The organism is Pseudomonas sp. 37 R 15 (assembly GCF_900004865.1).
Lineage (GTDB): Bacteria > Pseudomonadota > Gammaproteobacteria > Pseudomonadales > Pseudomonadaceae > Aquipseudomonas > Aquipseudomonas fluorescens_AM.
Map to the genome: position 1 here is coordinate 68884 of NZ_CVTV01000059.1, position 16176 is coordinate 85059.

18 protein-coding genes and 4 tRNA genes are annotated in these 16176 nt (G+C 59.8%); 13 read left to right on the forward strand and 9 right to left on the reverse strand.

Annotated features, from left to right (window positions below; all coding sequences use genetic code 11):
• Positions 1-10 precede the first annotated feature (10 nt).
• From purF to BFQ04_RS23980, 6 genes are all read left to right on the forward strand, one after another.
• The gene (purF, locus tag BFQ04_RS23955; protein WP_065952922.1) at positions 11-1516 is read left to right on the forward strand and encodes an amidophosphoribosyltransferase; all 1506 of its coding nucleotides are present in this window, start codon (positions 11-13) and stop codon (positions 1514-1516) included.
• Positions 1517-1582: 66 nt separating this feature from the next.
• On the forward strand, positions 1583-2794 hold the full coding sequence (locus tag BFQ04_RS23960; protein WP_065952923.1) for an O-succinylhomoserine sulfhydrylase: 1212 nt from the start codon (positions 1583-1585) through the stop codon (positions 2792-2794).
• An 11-nt stretch (positions 2795-2805) separates the two neighbouring features.
• Positions 2806-3570 carry an SDR family oxidoreductase gene (locus tag BFQ04_RS23965; protein ID WP_065952924.1) on the forward strand — a complete coding sequence of 255 codons (765 nt, stop codon included), beginning with the start codon at positions 2806-2808 and terminating at the stop codon, positions 3568-3570.
• A gap of 162 nt (positions 3571-3732) precedes the next feature.
• A tRNA-Val gene (locus tag BFQ04_RS23970) sits at positions 3733-3808 on the forward strand.
• 55 nt (positions 3809-3863) lie between these two features.
• Positions 3864-3940 (forward strand) — tRNA-Asp (locus BFQ04_RS23975).
• A gap of 105 nt (positions 3941-4045) precedes the next feature.
• Positions 4046-4122: transfer RNA gene (locus tag BFQ04_RS23980), tRNA-Asp, on the forward strand.
• 156 nt (positions 4123-4278) lie between these two features.
• Here the strand turns inward: BFQ04_RS23980 and BFQ04_RS23985 are convergent.
• A complete protein-coding gene (locus BFQ04_RS23985) occupies positions 4279-5562 on the reverse strand; it encodes an NAD(P)/FAD-dependent oxidoreductase (protein ID WP_065952925.1) in 1284 nt (427 codons plus the stop codon).
• 184 nt (positions 5563-5746) lie between these two features.
• Here BFQ04_RS23985 and BFQ04_RS23990 point away from each other — a divergent pair.
• The 5 genes from BFQ04_RS23990 to BFQ04_RS24015 all read left to right on the forward strand — a co-directional run bounded on the left by BFQ04_RS23990 (position 5747) and on the right by BFQ04_RS24015 (position 9183).
• Positions 5747-5823 (forward strand) — tRNA-Val (locus BFQ04_RS23990).
• 553 nt (positions 5824-6376) lie between these two features.
• Positions 6377-7090, forward strand: coding sequence for a DUF969 domain-containing protein (locus tag BFQ04_RS24000; RefSeq protein WP_065952927.1), 714 nt, complete (start codon positions 6377-6379; stop codon positions 7088-7090).
• A complete protein-coding gene (locus BFQ04_RS24005; protein ID WP_065952928.1) occupies positions 7087-8037 on the forward strand; it encodes a DUF979 domain-containing protein in 951 nt (316 codons plus the stop codon). Before BFQ04_RS24000 ends, BFQ04_RS24005 begins: the two co-directional genes overlap by 4 nt.
• 7 nt (positions 8038-8044) lie before the next feature.
• Entirely contained in the window at positions 8045-8674 is a 630-nt protein-coding gene (pcp, locus tag BFQ04_RS24010) for a pyroglutamyl-peptidase I (RefSeq protein ID WP_065952929.1), read from the forward strand.
• Positions 8675-8736: 62 nt separating this feature from the next.
• The gene (locus BFQ04_RS24015) at positions 8737-9183 is read left to right on the forward strand and encodes an anti-virulence regulator CigR family protein (protein WP_065952930.1); all 447 of its coding nucleotides are present in this window, start codon (positions 8737-8739) and stop codon (positions 9181-9183) included.
• Between the two features lie 12 nt (positions 9184-9195).
• Here BFQ04_RS24015 and BFQ04_RS24020 read toward each other — a convergent pair whose 3' ends face one another.
• Genes BFQ04_RS24020 through BFQ04_RS24030 form a run of 3 tightly spaced genes read right to left on the reverse strand, consistent with a single transcriptional unit; the run spans position 9196 to position 11567 of the window.
• A complete protein-coding gene (locus tag BFQ04_RS24020) occupies positions 9196-10596 on the reverse strand; it encodes a heavy metal sensor histidine kinase (RefSeq protein ID WP_065952931.1) in 1401 nt (466 codons plus the stop codon).
• Entirely contained in the window at positions 10593-11264 is a 672-nt protein-coding gene (locus tag BFQ04_RS24025) for a heavy metal response regulator transcription factor (RefSeq protein WP_065952932.1), read from the reverse strand. Before BFQ04_RS24025 ends, BFQ04_RS24020 begins: the two co-directional genes overlap by 4 nt.
• Positions 11265-11306: 42 nt before the next feature.
• Positions 11307-11567, reverse strand: coding sequence for a DUF2790 domain-containing protein (locus tag BFQ04_RS24030; protein WP_065952933.1), 261 nt, complete (start codon positions 11565-11567; stop codon positions 11307-11309).
• Between the two features lie 204 nt (positions 11568-11771).
• Between BFQ04_RS24030 and BFQ04_RS24035 the strand changes: the two genes are divergently transcribed.
• Entirely contained in the window at positions 11772-12467 is a 696-nt protein-coding gene (locus BFQ04_RS24035; RefSeq protein WP_065952934.1) for an HAD-IA family hydrolase, read from the forward strand.
• Here the strand turns inward: BFQ04_RS24035 and BFQ04_RS24040 are convergent.
• Together BFQ04_RS24040 and csrA are read right to left on the reverse strand one after the other, a co-directional pair.
• Positions 12449-12712, reverse strand: coding sequence for a hypothetical protein (locus BFQ04_RS24040; protein ID WP_065952935.1), 264 nt, complete (start codon positions 12710-12712; stop codon positions 12449-12451). The genes BFQ04_RS24035 and BFQ04_RS24040 overlap by 19 nt on opposite strands.
• 205 nt (positions 12713-12917) lie before the next feature.
• On the reverse strand, positions 12918-13112 hold the full coding sequence (gene csrA, locus BFQ04_RS24045; RefSeq protein WP_003192511.1) for a carbon storage regulator CsrA: 195 nt from the start codon (positions 13110-13112) through the stop codon (positions 12918-12920).
• Between the two features lie 260 nt (positions 13113-13372).
• Here csrA and BFQ04_RS24050 point away from each other — a divergent pair, with 260 nt between their 5' ends.
• A complete protein-coding gene (locus BFQ04_RS24050; RefSeq protein ID WP_065952936.1) occupies positions 13373-13738 on the forward strand; it encodes an SPOR domain-containing protein in 366 nt (121 codons plus the stop codon).
• Between the two features lie 31 nt (positions 13739-13769).
• On the opposite strand, the gene BFQ04_RS24055 is transcribed toward BFQ04_RS24050, so the two are convergent.
• From BFQ04_RS24055 to BFQ04_RS24065, 3 genes are all read right to left on the reverse strand, one after another.
• Positions 13770-14459, reverse strand: a complete 690-nt coding sequence (locus tag BFQ04_RS24055) for an endonuclease (RefSeq protein ID WP_065952937.1) — start codon at positions 14457-14459, stop codon at positions 13770-13772.
• 4 nt (positions 14460-14463) lie between these two features.
• The gene (locus BFQ04_RS24060) at positions 14464-14715 is read right to left on the reverse strand and encodes a DUF1654 domain-containing protein (protein ID WP_175413316.1); all 252 of its coding nucleotides are present in this window, start codon (positions 14713-14715) and stop codon (positions 14464-14466) included.
• A gap of 193 nt (positions 14716-14908) precedes the next feature.
• Positions 14909-15991: an asparaginase gene (locus BFQ04_RS24065; RefSeq protein WP_065952939.1), complete on the reverse strand. Its 1083-nt coding sequence runs from the start codon at positions 15989-15991 to the stop codon at positions 14909-14911.
• Positions 15992-16176 lie beyond the last annotated feature (185 nt).

Sequence of the window (16176 nt, forward strand, 5' to 3'; positions counted from 1 at the left end):
GTTGCGTCGCATGTGTGGCATCGTCGGTATCGTCGGTAAGTCGAACGTCAATCAGGCGCTGTATGACGCGCTAACCGTCCTCCAGCACCGCGGCCAGGATGCTGCCGGTATTGTGACCAGCCACGACGGCCGGTTATTCCTGCGCAAGGACAATGGCCTGGTGCGTGACGTGTTCCACCAACGTCATATGCAGCGCCTGGTCGGGCACATGGGCATTGGCCATGTGCGTTACCCGACCGCCGGTAGCTCGACCTCGGCCGAAGCTCAACCGTTCTACGTCAACTCGCCTTACGGCATTACCTTGGCGCATAACGGCAACCTGACCAACGTTGAACAACTGGCCAAGGAGATTTACGAATCCGACCTGCGCCACGTCAACACCAGTTCCGACTCGGAAGTACTGCTCAACGTGTTCGCCCACGAGCTGGCCCAGCGCGGCAAGCTGCAGCCCACCGAAGAAGACGTGTTTGCCGCGGTGATCGACGTGCACAACCGGTGCGTCGGTGGTTACGCCGTGGTGGCGATGATCACCGGTTACGGCATCGTCGGTTTCCGTGACCCCCACGGCATCCGCCCGATCGTGTTCGGCCAGCGTCACACCGACGAAGGCGTCGAGTACATGATCGCCTCCGAAAGCGTGTCCCTGGATGTACTGGGCTTCACGTTGATCCGCGACCTGGCACCGGGTGAAGCGGTCTACATCACTGAAGACGGCAAGCTGCACACCCGTCAGTGCGCCGTAGCGCCGAAACTCACGCCATGCATCTTCGAACACGTCTACCTGGCGCGTCCGGATTCGATCATCGACGGCGTGTCGGTCTACAAGGCACGCCTGCGCATGGGTGAGAAGCTGGCCGAGAAGATCCTGCGCGAGCGTCCCGAGCACGACATCGACGTGGTCATCCCCATCCCGGACACCAGCCGTACCGCTGCGCTGGAGCTGGCCAACCACCTGGGCGTCAAGTTCCGCGAAGGCTTCGTCAAGAACCGTTACATCGGCCGTACCTTCATCATGCCCGGCCAGGCGGCACGCAAGAAGTCGGTGCGCCAGAAGCTCAATGCCATCGAGCTGGAATTCCGCGGCAAGAACGTCATGCTGGTGGATGACTCGATCGTGCGTGGTACCACCTGCAAGCAGATCATCCAGATGGCCCGTGAAGCCGGCGCGAAGAACGTGTATTTCTGTTCTGCCGCGCCCGCCGTGCGCTACCCGAACGTGTACGGTATCGACATGCCGAGCGCCCACGAACTGATCGCCCACAATCGTTCCACGCAAGACGTGGCCGACCTCATCGGTGCCGACTGGTTGATCTACCAGGACCTGCCTGACCTGATCGAGGCGGTTGGCGGCGGCAAGATCAAGATCGCCGAGTTCGACTGCGCCGTGTTCGATGGCAAGTACGTGACCGGTGACGTCGATGAGGCCTACCTGAACAAGATCGAGCAGGCGCGCAACGACTCGTCCAAGATCAAGACCCAGGCGGTCAGTGCGATCATCGATCTGTACAACAACTGAGTAGACACCGGCCCTGAGGGGCCGGTTTTGTATCTTAAACAAAGAATTTGTGTAAGGAGTCGCAGCATGAGTCAAGAATGGGATGCCGGTCGGTTGGACAGCGACCTCGATGGCGTAGCTTTCGATACCCTGGCTGTGCGCGCCGGCCAGCACCGTACCCCGGAAGGGGAGCACGGTGACCCGATGTTCTTCACCTCCAGTTATGTGTTCCGCACGGCGGCCGACGCCGCCGCGCGCTTTGCCGGTGAAGTGCCGGGCAACGTTTACTCGCGCTATACCAACCCGACCGTACGTGCGTTCGAAGAGCGCATCGCCGCCCTGGAGGGCGCAGAGCAGGCGGTGGCCACGGCGACCGGCATGGCGGCCATCCTGGCGGTGGTGATGAGCCTGTGCAGTGCTGGCGATCACGTACTGGTGTCGCGCAGCGTGTTCGGTTCGACCATCAGCCTGTTCGAGAAGTATTTCAAGCGCTTCGGTATCGAAGTGGACTACGTGCCCCTGGCGGATTTGTCCGGGTGGGATGCGGCGATCAAGGCCAATACCCGCCTGCTGTTCGTCGAGTCGCCGTCCAACCCGCTGGCGGAACTGGTGGATATCGCCGCGCTGTCCGAAGTGGCGCATGCCAAGGGCGCCATGCTGGTGGTCGACAACTGTTTCTGCACCCCGGCCCTGCAACAGCCGTTGAAGTTGGGCGCGGACATTGTGGTGCATTCGGCCACCAAGTTTATCGACGGCCAGGGCCGTTGCATGGGTGGCGTGGTGGCCGGTCGCGGCGAGCAGATGAAGGAGGTGGTGGGCTTCCTGCGCACCGCCGGCCCGACCCTGAGCCCGTTCAATGCCTGGATCTTTCTCAAAGGCCTGGAAACCCTCAGCCTGCGCATGAAGGCCCATTGCGCCAATGCCCAGGCCCTGGCCGAATGGCTGGAGCAGCAGGACGGTATCGAGAAGGTGCATTACGCCGGCCTGAAAAGCCATCCGCAGCACGCCTTGGCTCAGCGCCAGCAGCGCGGTTTCGGCGCAGTGGTGAGTTTCGAGGTGAAGGGCGGCAAAGAGGGCGCCTGGCGCTTTATCGATGCCACGCGTCTGATCTCGATCACCGCCAACCTGGGTGACAGCAAGACCACCATCACGCACCCGAGCACCACCTCCCACGGGCGTCTGGCGCCGCAGGAGCGTGAAGCCGCGGGCATCCGTGACAGCCTGATTCGCATCGCGGTCGGGCTGGAGGATGTGGCGGACTTGCAGGCTGACCTGGCCCGCGGGCTGGCGGCCTTGTGATCGAGTGGTCCATGGAGGCCGCAGCGGCCAGTAACGGGCGCGTTGCGCTGGTAACCGGCGCGGCGCGCGGCATTGGTCTCGGGATTGCGGCGTGGCTGATCAGTGAGGGCTGGCAGGTGGTGTTGACCGACCTGGACCGCGAGCGCGGTTCCAAGGTGTCCAAGGTGCTGGGCGAGAATGCCTGGTTTATCACCATGGATGTGGCCGACGAGAAGCAAGTGGCCCAGGGTGTCGCCGAGGTATTGGGGCAGTTTGGGCGCCTGGATGCGTTGGTGTGCAATGCGGCGGTGGCCGATCCACGCAATATCACCCTGGAAAGCCTCGACCTGGCGTACTGGAACCGCGTGCTGGCAGTGAACCTCAGTGGGCCGATGCTGCTGGCCAAGCATTGCGCGCCTTACCTGCGCGCCCATGGTGGCGCTATCGTCAACCTGGCCTCGACACGGGCCCGCCAGTCGGAGCCGGACACCGAAGCCTACGCGGCGAGCAAGGGTGGCCTGCTGGCGCTGACTCACGCCCTGGCGATGAGCCTGGGGCCGGAAGTGCGGGTCAATGCGGTCAGCCCCGGCTGGATCGATGCGCGTGATCCTGCTGCGCGGCGGGCCGAGCCGCTTACCGATGTCGATCATGCGCAGCATCCGGCGGGCCGGGTAGGGACGGTGGAGGACGTGGCGGCCATGGTGGCATGGCTGCTGTCGCGCCAGGCCGGGTTTGTCACCGGACAAGAGTTCGTGGTGGACGGCGGCATGAGCAAGAAGATGATCTATGAGCAGTGAGATGCAGATTCAAGCTGCAAGCTGCAAGTGAGAGCAGATTTTTGGTGGCTTTGAACTTGCGGCTTGAAGCTTGCTGCTTACAGCTGTTTTTGAAAAAAACTCAATCCTGCTATTGACTTAGGTCCGCTACCTGCGTAAATTTCGCGGCCTCAACGAAGCAAAGGGTGATTAGCTCAGCTGGGAGAGCATCTGCCTTACAAGCAGAGGGTCGGCGGTTCGATCCCGTCATCACCCACCACTTCTTGAGAGTTTTGCCTTAGGGCAAGACGCAACGTTAAAGGTTGCACCGACGCGCAGCGGTAGTTCAGTCGGTTAGAATACCGGCCTGTCACGCCGGGGGTCGCGGGTTCGAGTCCCGTCCGCTGCGCCATATTTTCCAGGTTCGATGTGTCGAGCTTGAGATTGAACAGCCCAGGTTGATCGATCAGATGTTCAAAGGTGATTGAGGCTTTACGCTCAGTCAGCCAAGCGATACGCAGCGGTAGTTCAGTCGGTTAGAATACCGGCCTGTCACGCCGGGGGTCGCGGGTTCGAGTCCCGTCCGCTGCGCCATATCTGCCTCAAGGCCCACTGAACGCCTTGGAGCACAAAGAAGCCGATGGCTGCTTTGATCCGATAGCAAAGACCCTGGTCGAAAGACCGGGGTTTTTTGTGTCTGCGATTTGTCTAATCCAGGCGAGGAGCCGGCGAACCGGCTCCCGTTCTTCATCAAAAACCCAGTTTATCCCGCAGCCCGTAATACCACGCGCCCATTGCGGCAAACGGTGTGCGCAAGAGCTGTCCGCCTGGGAACGGGTAATGGGGCAGGTCGGCAAACGCATCAAAGCGCTCGGCCTGGCCTTTCAATGCCTCGGCCAGGACCTTGCCTGCCAGGTGCGTATACGTCACGCCATGGCCGCTGCAACCCTGTGAGTAATAGATGTTGTCGCCGAGGCGGCCCACCTGTGGCAAGCGCGACAGGGTCAGCAGGAAATTGCCGGTCCAGGCGTAGTCGATCTTCACGTCCTTGAGCTGTGGGAACGCCTTGAGCATCTTTGGTCGAATGATCGCTTCTATATTCGCCGGGTCCCGCGCGCCATACACCACGCCGCCGCCGAAAATCAGACGCTTGTCGCGGGTGAGGCGGTAGTAGTCGAGCAGGTAGTTGCAGTCTTCGACACAGTAATCCTGCGGCAACAAGGTCTTGGCCAACTCATCGCCCAGTGGTGCGGTGGTGATCACCTGGGTGCCGCACGGCATTGATTTCGCCGCCAGCTCCGGCACCAGATTCCCCAGGTAGGCATTGCCCGCAACAATGATGAACTTGGCTCTGACCTTGCCTTCGGCGGTATGCACCACCGGGTTGGCGCCGCGCTCGATGCGCACGGCCGCCGATTGCTCATGGATTGTGCCGCCCAGGGACTCGACGGCCGCCGCTTCGCCCAATGCCAGGTTGAGTGGGTGGATATGCCCACCGCTCATGTCCAGCAGGCCGCCCACATAGTTGTCACAGGCCACGACTTCGCGGATACGGCGCTCGTCCAGCAGTTCAAGTTGCGTATGGCCGTAGCGCTCCCACAGGCGCTTCTGTGATTCCAGGTGGCCCATATGCTTGCTGTTGAGGGCGGCGAACACACCGCCGTCCTTCAAGTCGCACTGGATCTGATATTTGGCCACGCGCTCGCGAATGATCCTGCCACCCTCGAATGCCATCTCGCCCAGCAACTGCGCCTGCCTGGGCCCGACGCTGCGCTCGATGACGTCGATGTCGCGGCTGTAGCTATTGACGATCTGCCCGCCATTACGACCGGACGCACCATAACCTACCCTGGCGGCTTCCAGGACGGTTACGCGAAAGCCGTTCTCGAGCAGAAACAGCGCGCTGGAAAGACCGGTATAACCGGCACCAATTACGCAGACATCGGTTTCGACCTCGCCTTGCAATGCCGGGCGCGGCGGAACCGCATTCGCGGAGGCGGCGTAATACGACTGGGGGTAGGGGGTGTTCGCCATCCTGGAACCTCTGTTTTATATTTTTTACGAGTGCGGCGATCCTACCTGAGTTGAAAATTGCCTGCCAGCCACGCGTAATTCGCGGGCGCCTGACCCGCGAATAAAAAATTCGCATATTCATAGGGTTAGCTGCAAAAAAGATGTTGACACCCCTACGGAATTCCGTAGAATGCCGCCTCACAGCAGGCACGTAGCTCAGTTGGTTAGAGCACCACCTTGACATGGTGGGGGTCGTTGGTTCGAGTCCAATCGCGCCTACCAAACAAAATCCGCTCTGCTGGGCGGTCTAGAAGGGCTCACCGAAAGGTGGGCCCTTTTTTGTTGTCTGAAATTCGGGCAATACCACGCAAAGCGGCGCCTTGCGGCGCACTTGGGACACTGACGTCTCGGTCAACAGAAAAGCGTCGCCACCGACAGCAGGCAAATGATCTGGACCACCATCTGGCAGCGTATCTCGCCAATTGCTGTCGCCATACTGCTCATCTGACCGGCATACATAGCTGGAGCCCTCATTGTCGGCAATAGCACCCTGGATGCTGCGTAGGCGCATCATCGTTGAGTATAGGGCGAATCCCGAATCCCTCCAGTTGCCGATTCCAGCAGTGCCAATCTCGACAAAATTTATTGGTCTGCAGCAACAGTTTTTCTTGTTGGACACCTCCCGCCTCAAGGCAGCAAAGTTGCCGCCACTGCTCGACCTTCCGGGTCAACAATAAAAAAACCGAGCCGACTGCACGCCACTTTCATGCTGTGAGCCTCTTGCTCACATCCTGCTGTAATGGCGCCGCAGCGCGCACTAAAGGACCTCTCTGCCATGCAAACTGTTGTGAATTTATGGCCGTTGATCGGCGTACTTGTCATCGTGGTCGGCTTTGTATTGCGCTTCAATCCGTTGCTGGTGGTCACTGCCGCCGCTATCGCTACCGGGCTCGCCGCTCAGTTTCCGCTGGAGAAAATTCTCGCCACCATGGGTGACGGTTTCCTTCAGACCCGTGCACTGCAATTGATCCTGTTATTACCGCTGGCGGTGATTGGCCTGTTGGAGCGACATGGCTTGCGCCTGCATGCACAGAATTGGATCGCCCGTTTCGAGCGCGCGACGGTCGGGCGTCTGCTGATCATCTATCTGTTTGTACGTGAATCCACTGCGGCCATGGGACTGACCAGCCTGGGTGGGCATCCGCAGATGGTGCGGCCGTTGCTGGCGCCGATGGCCGAAGGCGCGGCAGAAAAACGCTATGGCAAGCTGCCGGACAAGCTGCGTCACAAGGTATTGGCCATGTGTGCCGCCACCGACAACGTGGGGCTGTTTTTCGGTGAAGACATCTTCGTCGCCTTTGGTGCGATCGCCTTGATGCATACCTTTCTGCTGGGCTCGGGGATCGATGTTGAGCCCCTGCATATCGCAGTGTGGGGCATCCCGACGGCGATCTGTGCCTTTATCATTCATGCCATTCGACTGCATCGATTCGATCGACGGTTGACCCGTGAGATGACCGCCGCCCCCTCGGTGGAGGCTGCGCAATGATTATTTCCATTCAATATCTGTATTGGCTGGCCGGTGTGCTGTTGCTGATCACCGCCGGCATGATCCTGCTGGATCGCACCCATCCCAAGCGTTGGTCGAGCGCGCTGTTCTGGCTGCTGTTTGCCATTCCGTTCCTGGTGGGAGAGCGCCTGCCCTCGGTGGTCATCGGTGGTGGCGTTGTAGTAATGGCGCTGATTGCCGGCCTGGGTGGCGTTGGCCGTGGCCAGCATGCGCAATTGCATGACAAGGCGGCCCGCGCCAGTGCCGCTCGCCTGGGTCACAAGCTATTCATACCCGCGCTGGCCATTCCGCTGACCACGGTGATTGGCTCGGTATTGCTCAAGCACACCGAAATCGGCGGTGTGCCGCTGCTTGATCCGAAGAATACTACCTTCGTCTCTCTCGGCATCGGCTGCCTGATCGCCCTTGGCCTGGCCTGCTGGCTGACGCGCGATACACCCGTGCAGGCCTTGCGCGAATCGCGTCGCCTGACCGAAGCTCTGGGCTGGGCCATGGTGCTGCCGCAGATGCTGGCCATGCTCGGGCTGTTGTTCAATGAAGCCGGGGTAGGCACGGCGGTCGCCCACATCACCACCACTTACATCAATCTGGATTTCAAATTGGTGGCGGTAATGGTCTATGTGCTGGGCATGGCGTTGTTTACGGTGATTATGGGCAACGGCTTCGCAGCGTTTCCGGTGATGACCGGCGGCGTCGGCGTGCCGGTGCTGGTGGGCATCTACGGTGGCAACCCGGCGGTGATGGCCGCGATCGGCATGTTCTCCGGCTACTGCGGTACGCTGATGACACCGATGGCGGCCAACTTCAATATCGTACCGGCAGCATTGCTGGAACTGCCGGACAAGAACGCGGTGATCAAGGCCCAATTGCCCACCGCGTTGATGATGCTGGTGGTCAATATCGTGCTGCTTTATCTGTTGATGTGAGGCCAGGATGAAAACCCTATTGCTGACCGGCTTCGAGCCTTTCGACCACGACGTGGTGAACCCCTCCTGGGAGGCGGTACGCCTGCTGGAAGGGGTAGAGCTGAGTGATGACGTGCGGATCGTCGCGCGCCGATTGCCCTGCGCCTTTGCCACTGCTGCCCAGACCTTGCTTCAACTGATCGAGGAGCTGCAACCGGCCATGGTCATCGCGACCGGCCTGGGCCCCGGGCGCAGTGATATTTCCATTGAGCGCGTCGCGATCAACGTCAATGATGCGCGTATCCCGGACAACCTCGGCGCCCAGCCGATCGACACGGCAGTGGTGGAAGGTGGGCCTGCCGCTTACTTCTCGACTTTGCCGATCAAGAGCATGGTCAGGACGGTACGTGAGGCGGGTATTGCGGCCTCGGTTTCGCAGACGGCTGGGACTTTCGTGTGCAATCAGGTGTTTTATCGATTGCAGCATGCGCTGGTGGGTACTGAGGTGCGCAGTGGATTTATCCATGTGCCGGGCTTGCCGGCGTTCGGTCAGCCGTCGATGGAATTGCCTGTGTTGGTGGAGGGCTTGCGCCTGGCGGTCTCGGCCGCCTGGCGAACCCGGATGGATATCGTGGAAACAGGTGGCCGGGTGAGCTGATTTAGTTCGAGGGGCTATAACCTCGACTACAGTTAAACAGGCGTCCACCTAGGAAGTACACCATGATCAAGTCCTCTAAGTTCGTCTCTGTCGCGTTGTCGCTTGCAGTGTTGGCAGGCAGCGGTATGGCCCTGGCTGACCCCGGCAATGGCAAGGGTCAGGGCAACAACAAAGGTAATCATTCGGCGGGGCAGGGCCACGACAAACCCAAAGGCAAAGGCTCGGCCGGTAACCTCGGGCCCAGCGTTGATCGAGGCGGTGTGCTGAGCCTGGTGGGTGGTAACCGCGATTACTGGAGTCCAGGGCCTGCGTTGCCGCCGGGTATTCAGAAAAATCTGGCTCGCGGCAAGCCGCTGCCGCCCGGTATCGCGAAGAAGCTCGATGGTCGCCTGGCGGGGCGCCTGCCTCATTACGATGGGTATGAGTGGCAGCAAGCGGGTACGGATCTGATATTGGTAACGATCGCCACCGGTATTATCTACGAAGTGCTCAACGGGGCGTTTGATTGAAGGGGCGATGGTTCACGCTTCCCGTACGGGAAAAAACAACTCGAAAGTCGTTACGCCATCTTCACTGCTGACGCGATACCGCCCGTTATGCAGTTGCATGATGGTGGCCACGATCGACAGCCCCAGTCCATTGGATTGGGAGGAGCGCTCGCGGGACTCATCCACCCGGTAGAACCGTTCGAACAGCCGCGGCAGATGCTCGGCGGGAATGGTCTCACCCTGGTTGCTGACCCTCACGTTGACGCCCTCGTCGGTTGCAATCGCCTGGATGCTCAGCGCCGAGCCCGGCGATCCATACTTGATGGCGTTGGCGCACAGGTTCGCCAGGGCGCGGCGCAGGAGCATCGGCTCAGCCCAGATCTCGCCTGCGCCCTGGACCACGATATGCATGCCCACGTCAGCGGCCAACCCTTCGAAATAATCCGCGATGCGCTCCACCTCATCCGCTGCGTCCAGCGCCTGGCGCTGGCGCAACGCGCTGGCCGGGTCGGTGCGCGCCAGGAACAGCATGTTGTCGAGCATCCGCGCCAGGCGTTCGAGCTCCTCGACATTGGACGCCAGCAGTTGCTGGTAGCTGTCGACACTGCGCTGCTGCTGCAGGGCAACCTGGGTTTCGCCGAGCAGGTTGTTGATCGGCGTGCGCAGTTCGTGGGCCATGTCGGTGGAGACCTGGCCCAGTTGCACAAAGCCCTTGGATAAACGCTCAAGCATGGTGTTGAACGACTCGATCATCGGTAGCAGTTCTTTCGGGGCGCCCTCGCTGTCGAGGCGCTCGGCCAGGTTGCCGACGCCGATCCCATGCGCATGCCGGGCCAGGCGGCGCAAGGGCAGCAGGCCGCGATGCACCAGCAGGTAACCGGCCAATGCCAGGATGATCGCAGCGATGCTTGCCAGGATGTAAACGCTCAATCGATAGCTGGCGAGTACGGCGGTGCGCTCGGTCATCAGGCGCCCGCTGGTGACTTGCAGGCTGCCCAGGTCGCCGGTGTTGATGGTCGCGGCTACCGTCGAGAAGGGAATGCCGTTGAGCCCCGGCACGTGCTGCACATCGCTCAGCGCCAGTACGTGATCCCTGGGCACCGGCTCTATCGCAGGCAGTTTGATATTCGCCGGGTTCACCAACAGCAAGGGTTGTTGACCGGGGGCTGCGATGCTCAATACGGATTCGCGGTTGCCGAGCATGTTCTGGAACAACTCGGGTTTGGTCTTGATCAGGTCCAGGGTATTGCTGTCGCTGAGCAGGTTGCGCAGTTGATCCACTCGGGAGATCAGCGCGGTGTCGTCGCGGCGGATCAGTTCGCGCTCCAGCTCGCGGTACAGTGCCACGCCCAGGGTGGTCATCAGGGCAAAGGCGAGCAGGGCGAAGATCAGCGCCAGGCGCAGGGTCAGCGAGTGATGACGGCTGCGACTCATGGCTGGGTATCGAAGCGGTAGCCGATGCCGCGCACGCTATGGATCAACTTGAGCTGGAACGGGTCGTCGATTTTCAAGCGCAGGCGTCGCACGGCCACGTCGACCACGTTGGTGTCACTGTCGAAATTCATGTCCCAAACCCGCGAGGCAATCAGCGAGCGTGACAGCACCTGGTCCTGGTGAGTGGCGAACAGGTGCAGCAGGGCGAACTCTTTATTGGTCAGGGTAATGCGCGTGCCGGCGCGGGTGACGCGGCGCTTGAGCACATCGATTTGCAGGTCGGCGATCTGCAGGTGCTCTTCTTCCCGAGTCGGGCCGCGTCGGGTCAGGGTGCGCAGGCGCGCGACCAGTTCGGCGAAGGAGAAGGGCTTGATCAGATAGTCGTCGGCGCCCAGCTCCAGGCCTTTGATGCGGTCGGCGATATCATCGCGGGCGGTCAGGAACAATACCGGCGTATCGGCCTCCTTGCGCAGGCGGCGCAGCACTTCCCAGCCATCCATTTTCGGCATCATCACATCAAGCACGATCACGTCGAACGGCGTTTCCAGGGCCTGGTGCAAACCGTCCACGCCATCGCGGGCCAGGCTCACGCTGTAGCCCAGTTCCTGCAAGCCATTGAGCAGATAATTGCCGGCCTTGGGTTCGTCTTCGACTACGAGGATGTTCATGGGAAATGCCCTGATTCAATGGGTTGCGCCAGTGTAGCCTGATCAATTGTCACTGGCGCAACCGATGCCTTGCACCCGGTAGTCCAGCACATGTTCCCGGTCCTGATGATCCAGGTAGCGCAGTTGCGCCGGGACGATACCGCATTGGCCATAGGTGTCGGTACTGGAGAGCACCTTCGCCACATCCAGGTGCACGAAAAAGCCGGTTTGATCATGGATCACGGGAGCGGCTGGGGCGGTGTCGGCGGCAAACACCGAGGCGGTGGCGAACAAGGCAATCAAGGCGAGGGCAAAGCGTTTCATGGCCAAATCTCTCTGTGAAAGGTTGGCTGCCGGGGTCGGCAGTGAGTTCACAGTAATCAGGCGACCCGAACAGCCAGCCAACAGGATGATGACAAGTTCGTCATTCAAGGCTTGAGGCGGGTGCCTCGCAGCGTTTACAAGTGGCGAGGTGAAACGTAGATTGCAGGGGCCGCTCATGGTTTGAGCACTTGAGGAAGCCGCGTCGTGTCCAACCGAAATCCTGCCGTATTGACTCAGCGTTACCGTGCCTTTCTGTTCGATATGGACGGGACCCTGCTTAACTCCATTGCCGCCGCCGAGCGGGTATGGAGCCGTTGGGCCGAACGCCATGGCCTGGATGTGGAGGCGTTCCTGACCACCATTCATGGCGCACGCGCGATTGATACGATCACGCGCCAGGCGTTGCCGGGTGTGGACGCCCAGGCCGAAGCGGCGTGGATTACCGCAGCTGAAGTGAACGATGTCGAGGGCGTCGTGGCGATTGCCGGCGCGGTAGAGTTCTTGAAGCGCTTGCCTGCCGATCAGTGGGCGCTGGTCACGTCTGCGCCCAAGGCACTGGCATTGCGCCGAATGGACGCTGCGGGTATTCCGGTGCCGGCGGTAATGGTGACGGCCGAAGATGTCGCCAGCGGCAAGCCAAATCCGGCCTGTTATGTGCTCGGTGCCCAGCGCCTGGGCGTGCCGGTGCAGGATTGCCTGGTGTTCGAGGATGCGACGGTAGGCATTCGAGCCGCAGAAGCGGCGGGAGCGGATGTGATGGTGGTGACCTCGACGCACCTGGCTGCCATGGCGACCGAGCATGCCTGTATCGACGGGTATGAGGGGCTGCAGGTCCTGCGAGAAGCGGATGGCCTGCTGACTGTGCGCGAGCTGGAAGACCGTCAGCGTGTTGCTTTTTGATGCGCGCGATGCGCCTCACGCTGGCATAGCTTGCGCAAGATTGTCTTCTGCATCGGCTTGAGGCAGAACGCAAACAGGTAGGCACACAGCAGTAATGCCAGGTCCAGCCAGGAGTGGTCAGCCGCGTCGACAGCCCCCTGGACTTCCAATCGCAGTCCATACCCTAGCGCCAGAAAGACCAGGCCTATCAGCAAGGTGATCGTCCAGGACAGGGAAACCATGGGCTGTGTAACGGTTGGCCTCATCGACGTGCTCCTGAATGCACACGGACCGCAGGATGACGTGGGATTTGGCTGCAAATGATGCAACAAGTTCCTGGCATCATGGCAGTTTCATCTTGCAGCGCGGGGGCATGTACGAGGCGTACAGCTGGGATAAAGAAGGCGAACGGGCCGATCAGGTTTTCGCCAGCCGTTACGGTGAAGCAAAAGGCTGGCTACTGGAGGTGCTTCAAGGCGTCTGGTTTTTGTCCGGCGCAGTGAGGCCAGCCTGGATGCGCTGATAGATTTCCTCGCGATGCACGGCCACATCCTTGGGGGCGTTGATGCCGATTCGTACTTGCTGGCCGCTAACGCCCAGGATGGTGATCGTGATGTCATCACCGATGTTTATGCTTTCACCAACTTTGCGGGTGAGTATAAGCATGGACTTCTCCTTGATTACTTTTAAGGACACATGTTCAGACAGGGCAGGTGTCAGATGTGCGTAGCTTACTGCGAAGCGCTTCCCTGTGACTGCCTCTTTTAGGACGCATAGAGGCGACATTAATTCCCATGGCGGCATCATACAGGTCGCGATACATGATTCGCATTGTTTAAGCCAACGTTTATGACGGCCAGAATAGACAGTGAATGGTAAAGTCGCCTCTTTATCTTCAAAGGAGCAGGGCAGTGCGTAAAGTAGCGATGGCAATTGCGGTGTTGGCATTGGCCGGATGCGGCGAAGGTAACCCTGTCGATGCCCCCAAGGCCAAGCCTGTCGTGACCGAAAGCCAGCCACAGACCGGTGCGATTGCCGCGCAGGAATGGGATGTATGGGTGGGGGCGCCGGATCACAAGCTGCAGGCGATCACTGACTTGACCGCCTGGTTGCTGGAACATGGTTTCAATTTTTATATCGTGAAGGCAGACGGCAAGGACCAGGTACTGCTTGGCCCGTTTGCCACCAAGGCCGAGGCTGAGGCCAAGCAGGCACTGCTCAACGAAAAGATGGCGCGGGCCAAGAAGAACGACACCGTGTCAGAGGTCATCGAGCACAAGGTCGCGCAGTAACGGGCCGGGTGGGCGCCAGTTGCGCCCACCTTCAGCCGCAGGCCTTCAGATTCACCGGGCCGACAAATTCATTGCCTCGGCCCATTACACAGCCCACCGTCTGGTTGCGCTGGCGCTCCCAGGCTTGCACCGGGTAGGTCTTGTTCCAGGCTTCATACAGTTGGCGATCCTGTTTCGACAGGCGCAGGCCGTATTGCTTGCTCATATAAAAATAGGTGCGTGCGATCATCCCGCGAATCGACGGACGCGGCATGACCTTCTTGGCCTTGAAGTCCACCTGGGTCAGGCATGAACCGTATTGCCCGCTCTGCACCGGCAGCCAGCCGAAGCTGAAGTTGTTACGGTCGCCATTCACCTCGCCGATGCTCGGCACCAGGTTATGCAGGTCGGCTTCGGCACGCTTGAACACGTCGTCATGGCGCGTGCAGTTTTTACGCCCGCCAGTTTGCCAGCACTGGCGCTGATGGCCGATCTGCCAGGCAGGCACAATATGTTCCCATTCGATGCGCGCAGCGCGGTTGGCGTTCTTGCGCGGGATATAGCCGCAGGCTTTCAGGTCTATGCGGTTGCCGGTGTATTTGCAGCCGCAGTAAAACTCGGTGGATTGAGGGGCGTAGAGCTTCCAGGCGATTTTTTTGGCTTCACTGAAGGTTCGGGGGGCTTGGGCGTTGGCGGTGACGGCAAAAAACAGGCAGCACACAGCGAAAAAACGGACACTCATTCAATCAATCTTCCTTCGGCACAACCCAGAAAATCTGCACGCCGCCATCATCCCTGTAGGCGAGGGTGACGTTGTCGTTTTCCGCAATTTCTTCAAGCAGGCGCGCCCACTCGTCCTCGGGCTCTTCCGGCAGGCGGAAGATCAACGCCGCCTTGGCTTTCTGGGCGTTGGTCGAATTAATGATTTTTTGTACGCGAATGGCCAGGCGTTGGTAGGCGTCCGGCATTGCGGGTGCTGCGGAGGAGGGCTTTGCCACGGAGTATTCCTTAGTAAGCTGTACGCACATACAGTATTTAACTGTAGGTAATTTCGCAACTGCTTAAATTCAAAGACGTCCGTCTGACAGCGAAAATGGAAATTTGCTGTGATTTGCTGCGAGAAGTTTTAGGCGTAAACCTGATGTGGCGAGGAGGCAGGCTACCTCGCCACCCTTTCAGGTAGGTCTGGAATCAGTATTCCCAGAACATCCGTTGCAGCTCTTTGCTGTCCTGGGTCTTGGTCAGGGCGACCATTGCCAGGATGCGGGCCTTCTGCGGGTTCAGGTCAAGGGCTGCCACCCAGTCGTATTTATCGTCTGGCTGTTCAGCGTTACGCAGCACCATGCCACCGGCATTAACGTGCGAAGAGCGAATGATCTGCACGCCTTGTTTACGCAACTCCACCAGTGCCGGAACGACCTTGGATGACACCGAGCCATTGCCGGTGCCGGCATGGATGATCGCTTTGGCGCCGGCTTGGGCCAGGGCTTTGTAGGCAGTGTCGCTCACGTTGCCGTAGCCGTAGGCAATTTCAACGTCAGGCAGGCTCTTGATGGTCTTGATGTCGAATTCCGAATCCATGGTGTGACGCTTGGCCGGCAGGCGGAACCAGTAGGATTTGCCTTCAACGACCATGCCCAATGGGCCCCATGGGCTCTTGAACGCCTCGGTCTTGATATTGATCATCTTGCTTACGTCGCGACCCGACTGGATCTCGTCGTTCATGGTCACCAGCACGCCTTTGCCGCGTGCATCCTTGCTGCCCGCTACCGCGACGGCGTTGTACAGGTTGAGCATGCCGTCCGCCGACATGGCGGTACCCGGGCGCATGGAGCCGACCACCACGATAGGCTTGTCGGTTTTTTCAACCAGGTTGAGGAAGTAGGCGGTTTCTTCAAGGGTGTCGGTACCGTGGGTGATCACGATGCCATCCACGTCCTTGCTGTCGGCCAATTCGGCGACGCGGCGACCCAGTTGCAGCAGGTTTTCGTTATTGATGCTTTCCGACGCAATTTGCATCACTTGTTCGCCGCGAACATGGGCGATCTGGCTAAGCTCAGGAACGCCGGCGATCAATTGTTCGATGCCGACTTTGGCCGCCTGGTAGGTGGCGCTGTTGGCCGCACTGGCGCCCGCGCCAGCAATGGTGCCGCCAGTGGCGAGGATCACCACATTGGCGAGCTTGGTCTCGACTTCTTTTGCCTGAGCAGCGACAGGGAACAGCAGCAGGAGGGCTAGCGCCCCGGGAACAAAGGACTTCAATGCAGATTTCATTATTTTTCTCTCTGGTTTTGACGAGTGCGGTAGCAGATTTATCCAGAACACCCGGGCGACTCTGAACGTCCGAGGCGCTGTGAAAAAGCAGGATTTGTACCAGGCCAATGATGAAAGCATAGATAAAATAACTTATTGATTTAGAACAACTTAAATTGCTTGTTCAGGCTGGTCTGACACGGTGC

Bases quoted from the DNA above. Each gene is read 5' to 3' on its own strand.
- purF (WP_065952922.1), top strand. From the start codon at position 11: ATGTGTGGCATCGTCGGTATCGTCGGTAAGTCGAACGTCAATCAGGCG.
- BFQ04_RS23960 (WP_065952923.1), top strand. From the start codon at position 1,583: ATGAGTCAAGAATGGGATGCCGGTCGGTTGGACAGCGACCTCGATGGC.
- BFQ04_RS23965 (WP_065952924.1), top strand. From the start codon at position 2,806: ATGGAGGCCGCAGCGGCCAGTAACGGGCGCGTTGCGCTGGTAACCGGC.
- BFQ04_RS23985 (WP_065952925.1), bottom strand. From the start codon at position 5,562: ATGGCGAACACCCCCTACCCCCAGTCGTATTACGCCGCCTCCGCGAAT.
- BFQ04_RS24000 (WP_065952927.1), top strand. From the start codon at position 6,377: ATGCAAACTGTTGTGAATTTATGGCCGTTGATCGGCGTACTTGTCATC.
- BFQ04_RS24005 (WP_065952928.1), top strand. From the start codon at position 7,087: ATGATTATTTCCATTCAATATCTGTATTGGCTGGCCGGTGTGCTGTTG.
- pcp (WP_065952929.1), top strand. From the start codon at position 8,045: ATGAAAACCCTATTGCTGACCGGCTTCGAGCCTTTCGACCACGACGTG.
- BFQ04_RS24015 (WP_065952930.1), top strand. From the start codon at position 8,737: ATGATCAAGTCCTCTAAGTTCGTCTCTGTCGCGTTGTCGCTTGCAGTG.
- BFQ04_RS24020 (WP_065952931.1), bottom strand. From the start codon at position 10,596: ATGAGTCGCAGCCGTCATCACTCGCTGACCCTGCGCCTGGCGCTGATC.
- BFQ04_RS24025 (WP_065952932.1), bottom strand. From the start codon at position 11,264: ATGAACATCCTCGTAGTCGAAGACGAACCCAAGGCCGGCAATTATCTG.
- BFQ04_RS24030 (WP_065952933.1), bottom strand. From the start codon at position 11,567: ATGAAACGCTTTGCCCTCGCCTTGATTGCCTTGTTCGCCACCGCCTCG.
- BFQ04_RS24040 (WP_065952935.1), bottom strand. From the start codon at position 12,712: ATGAGGCCAACCGTTACACAGCCCATGGTTTCCCTGTCCTGGACGATC.
- csrA (WP_003192511.1), bottom strand. From the start codon at position 13,112: ATGCTTATACTCACCCGCAAAGTTGGTGAAAGCATAAACATCGGTGAT.
- BFQ04_RS24050 (WP_065952936.1), top strand. From the start codon at position 13,373: ATGGCAATTGCGGTGTTGGCATTGGCCGGATGCGGCGAAGGTAACCCT.
- BFQ04_RS24055 (WP_065952937.1), bottom strand. From the start codon at position 14,459: ATGAGTGTCCGTTTTTTCGCTGTGTGCTGCCTGTTTTTTGCCGTCACC.
- BFQ04_RS24065 (WP_065952939.1), bottom strand. From the start codon at position 15,991: ATGAAATCTGCATTGAAGTCCTTTGTTCCCGGGGCGCTAGCCCTCCTG.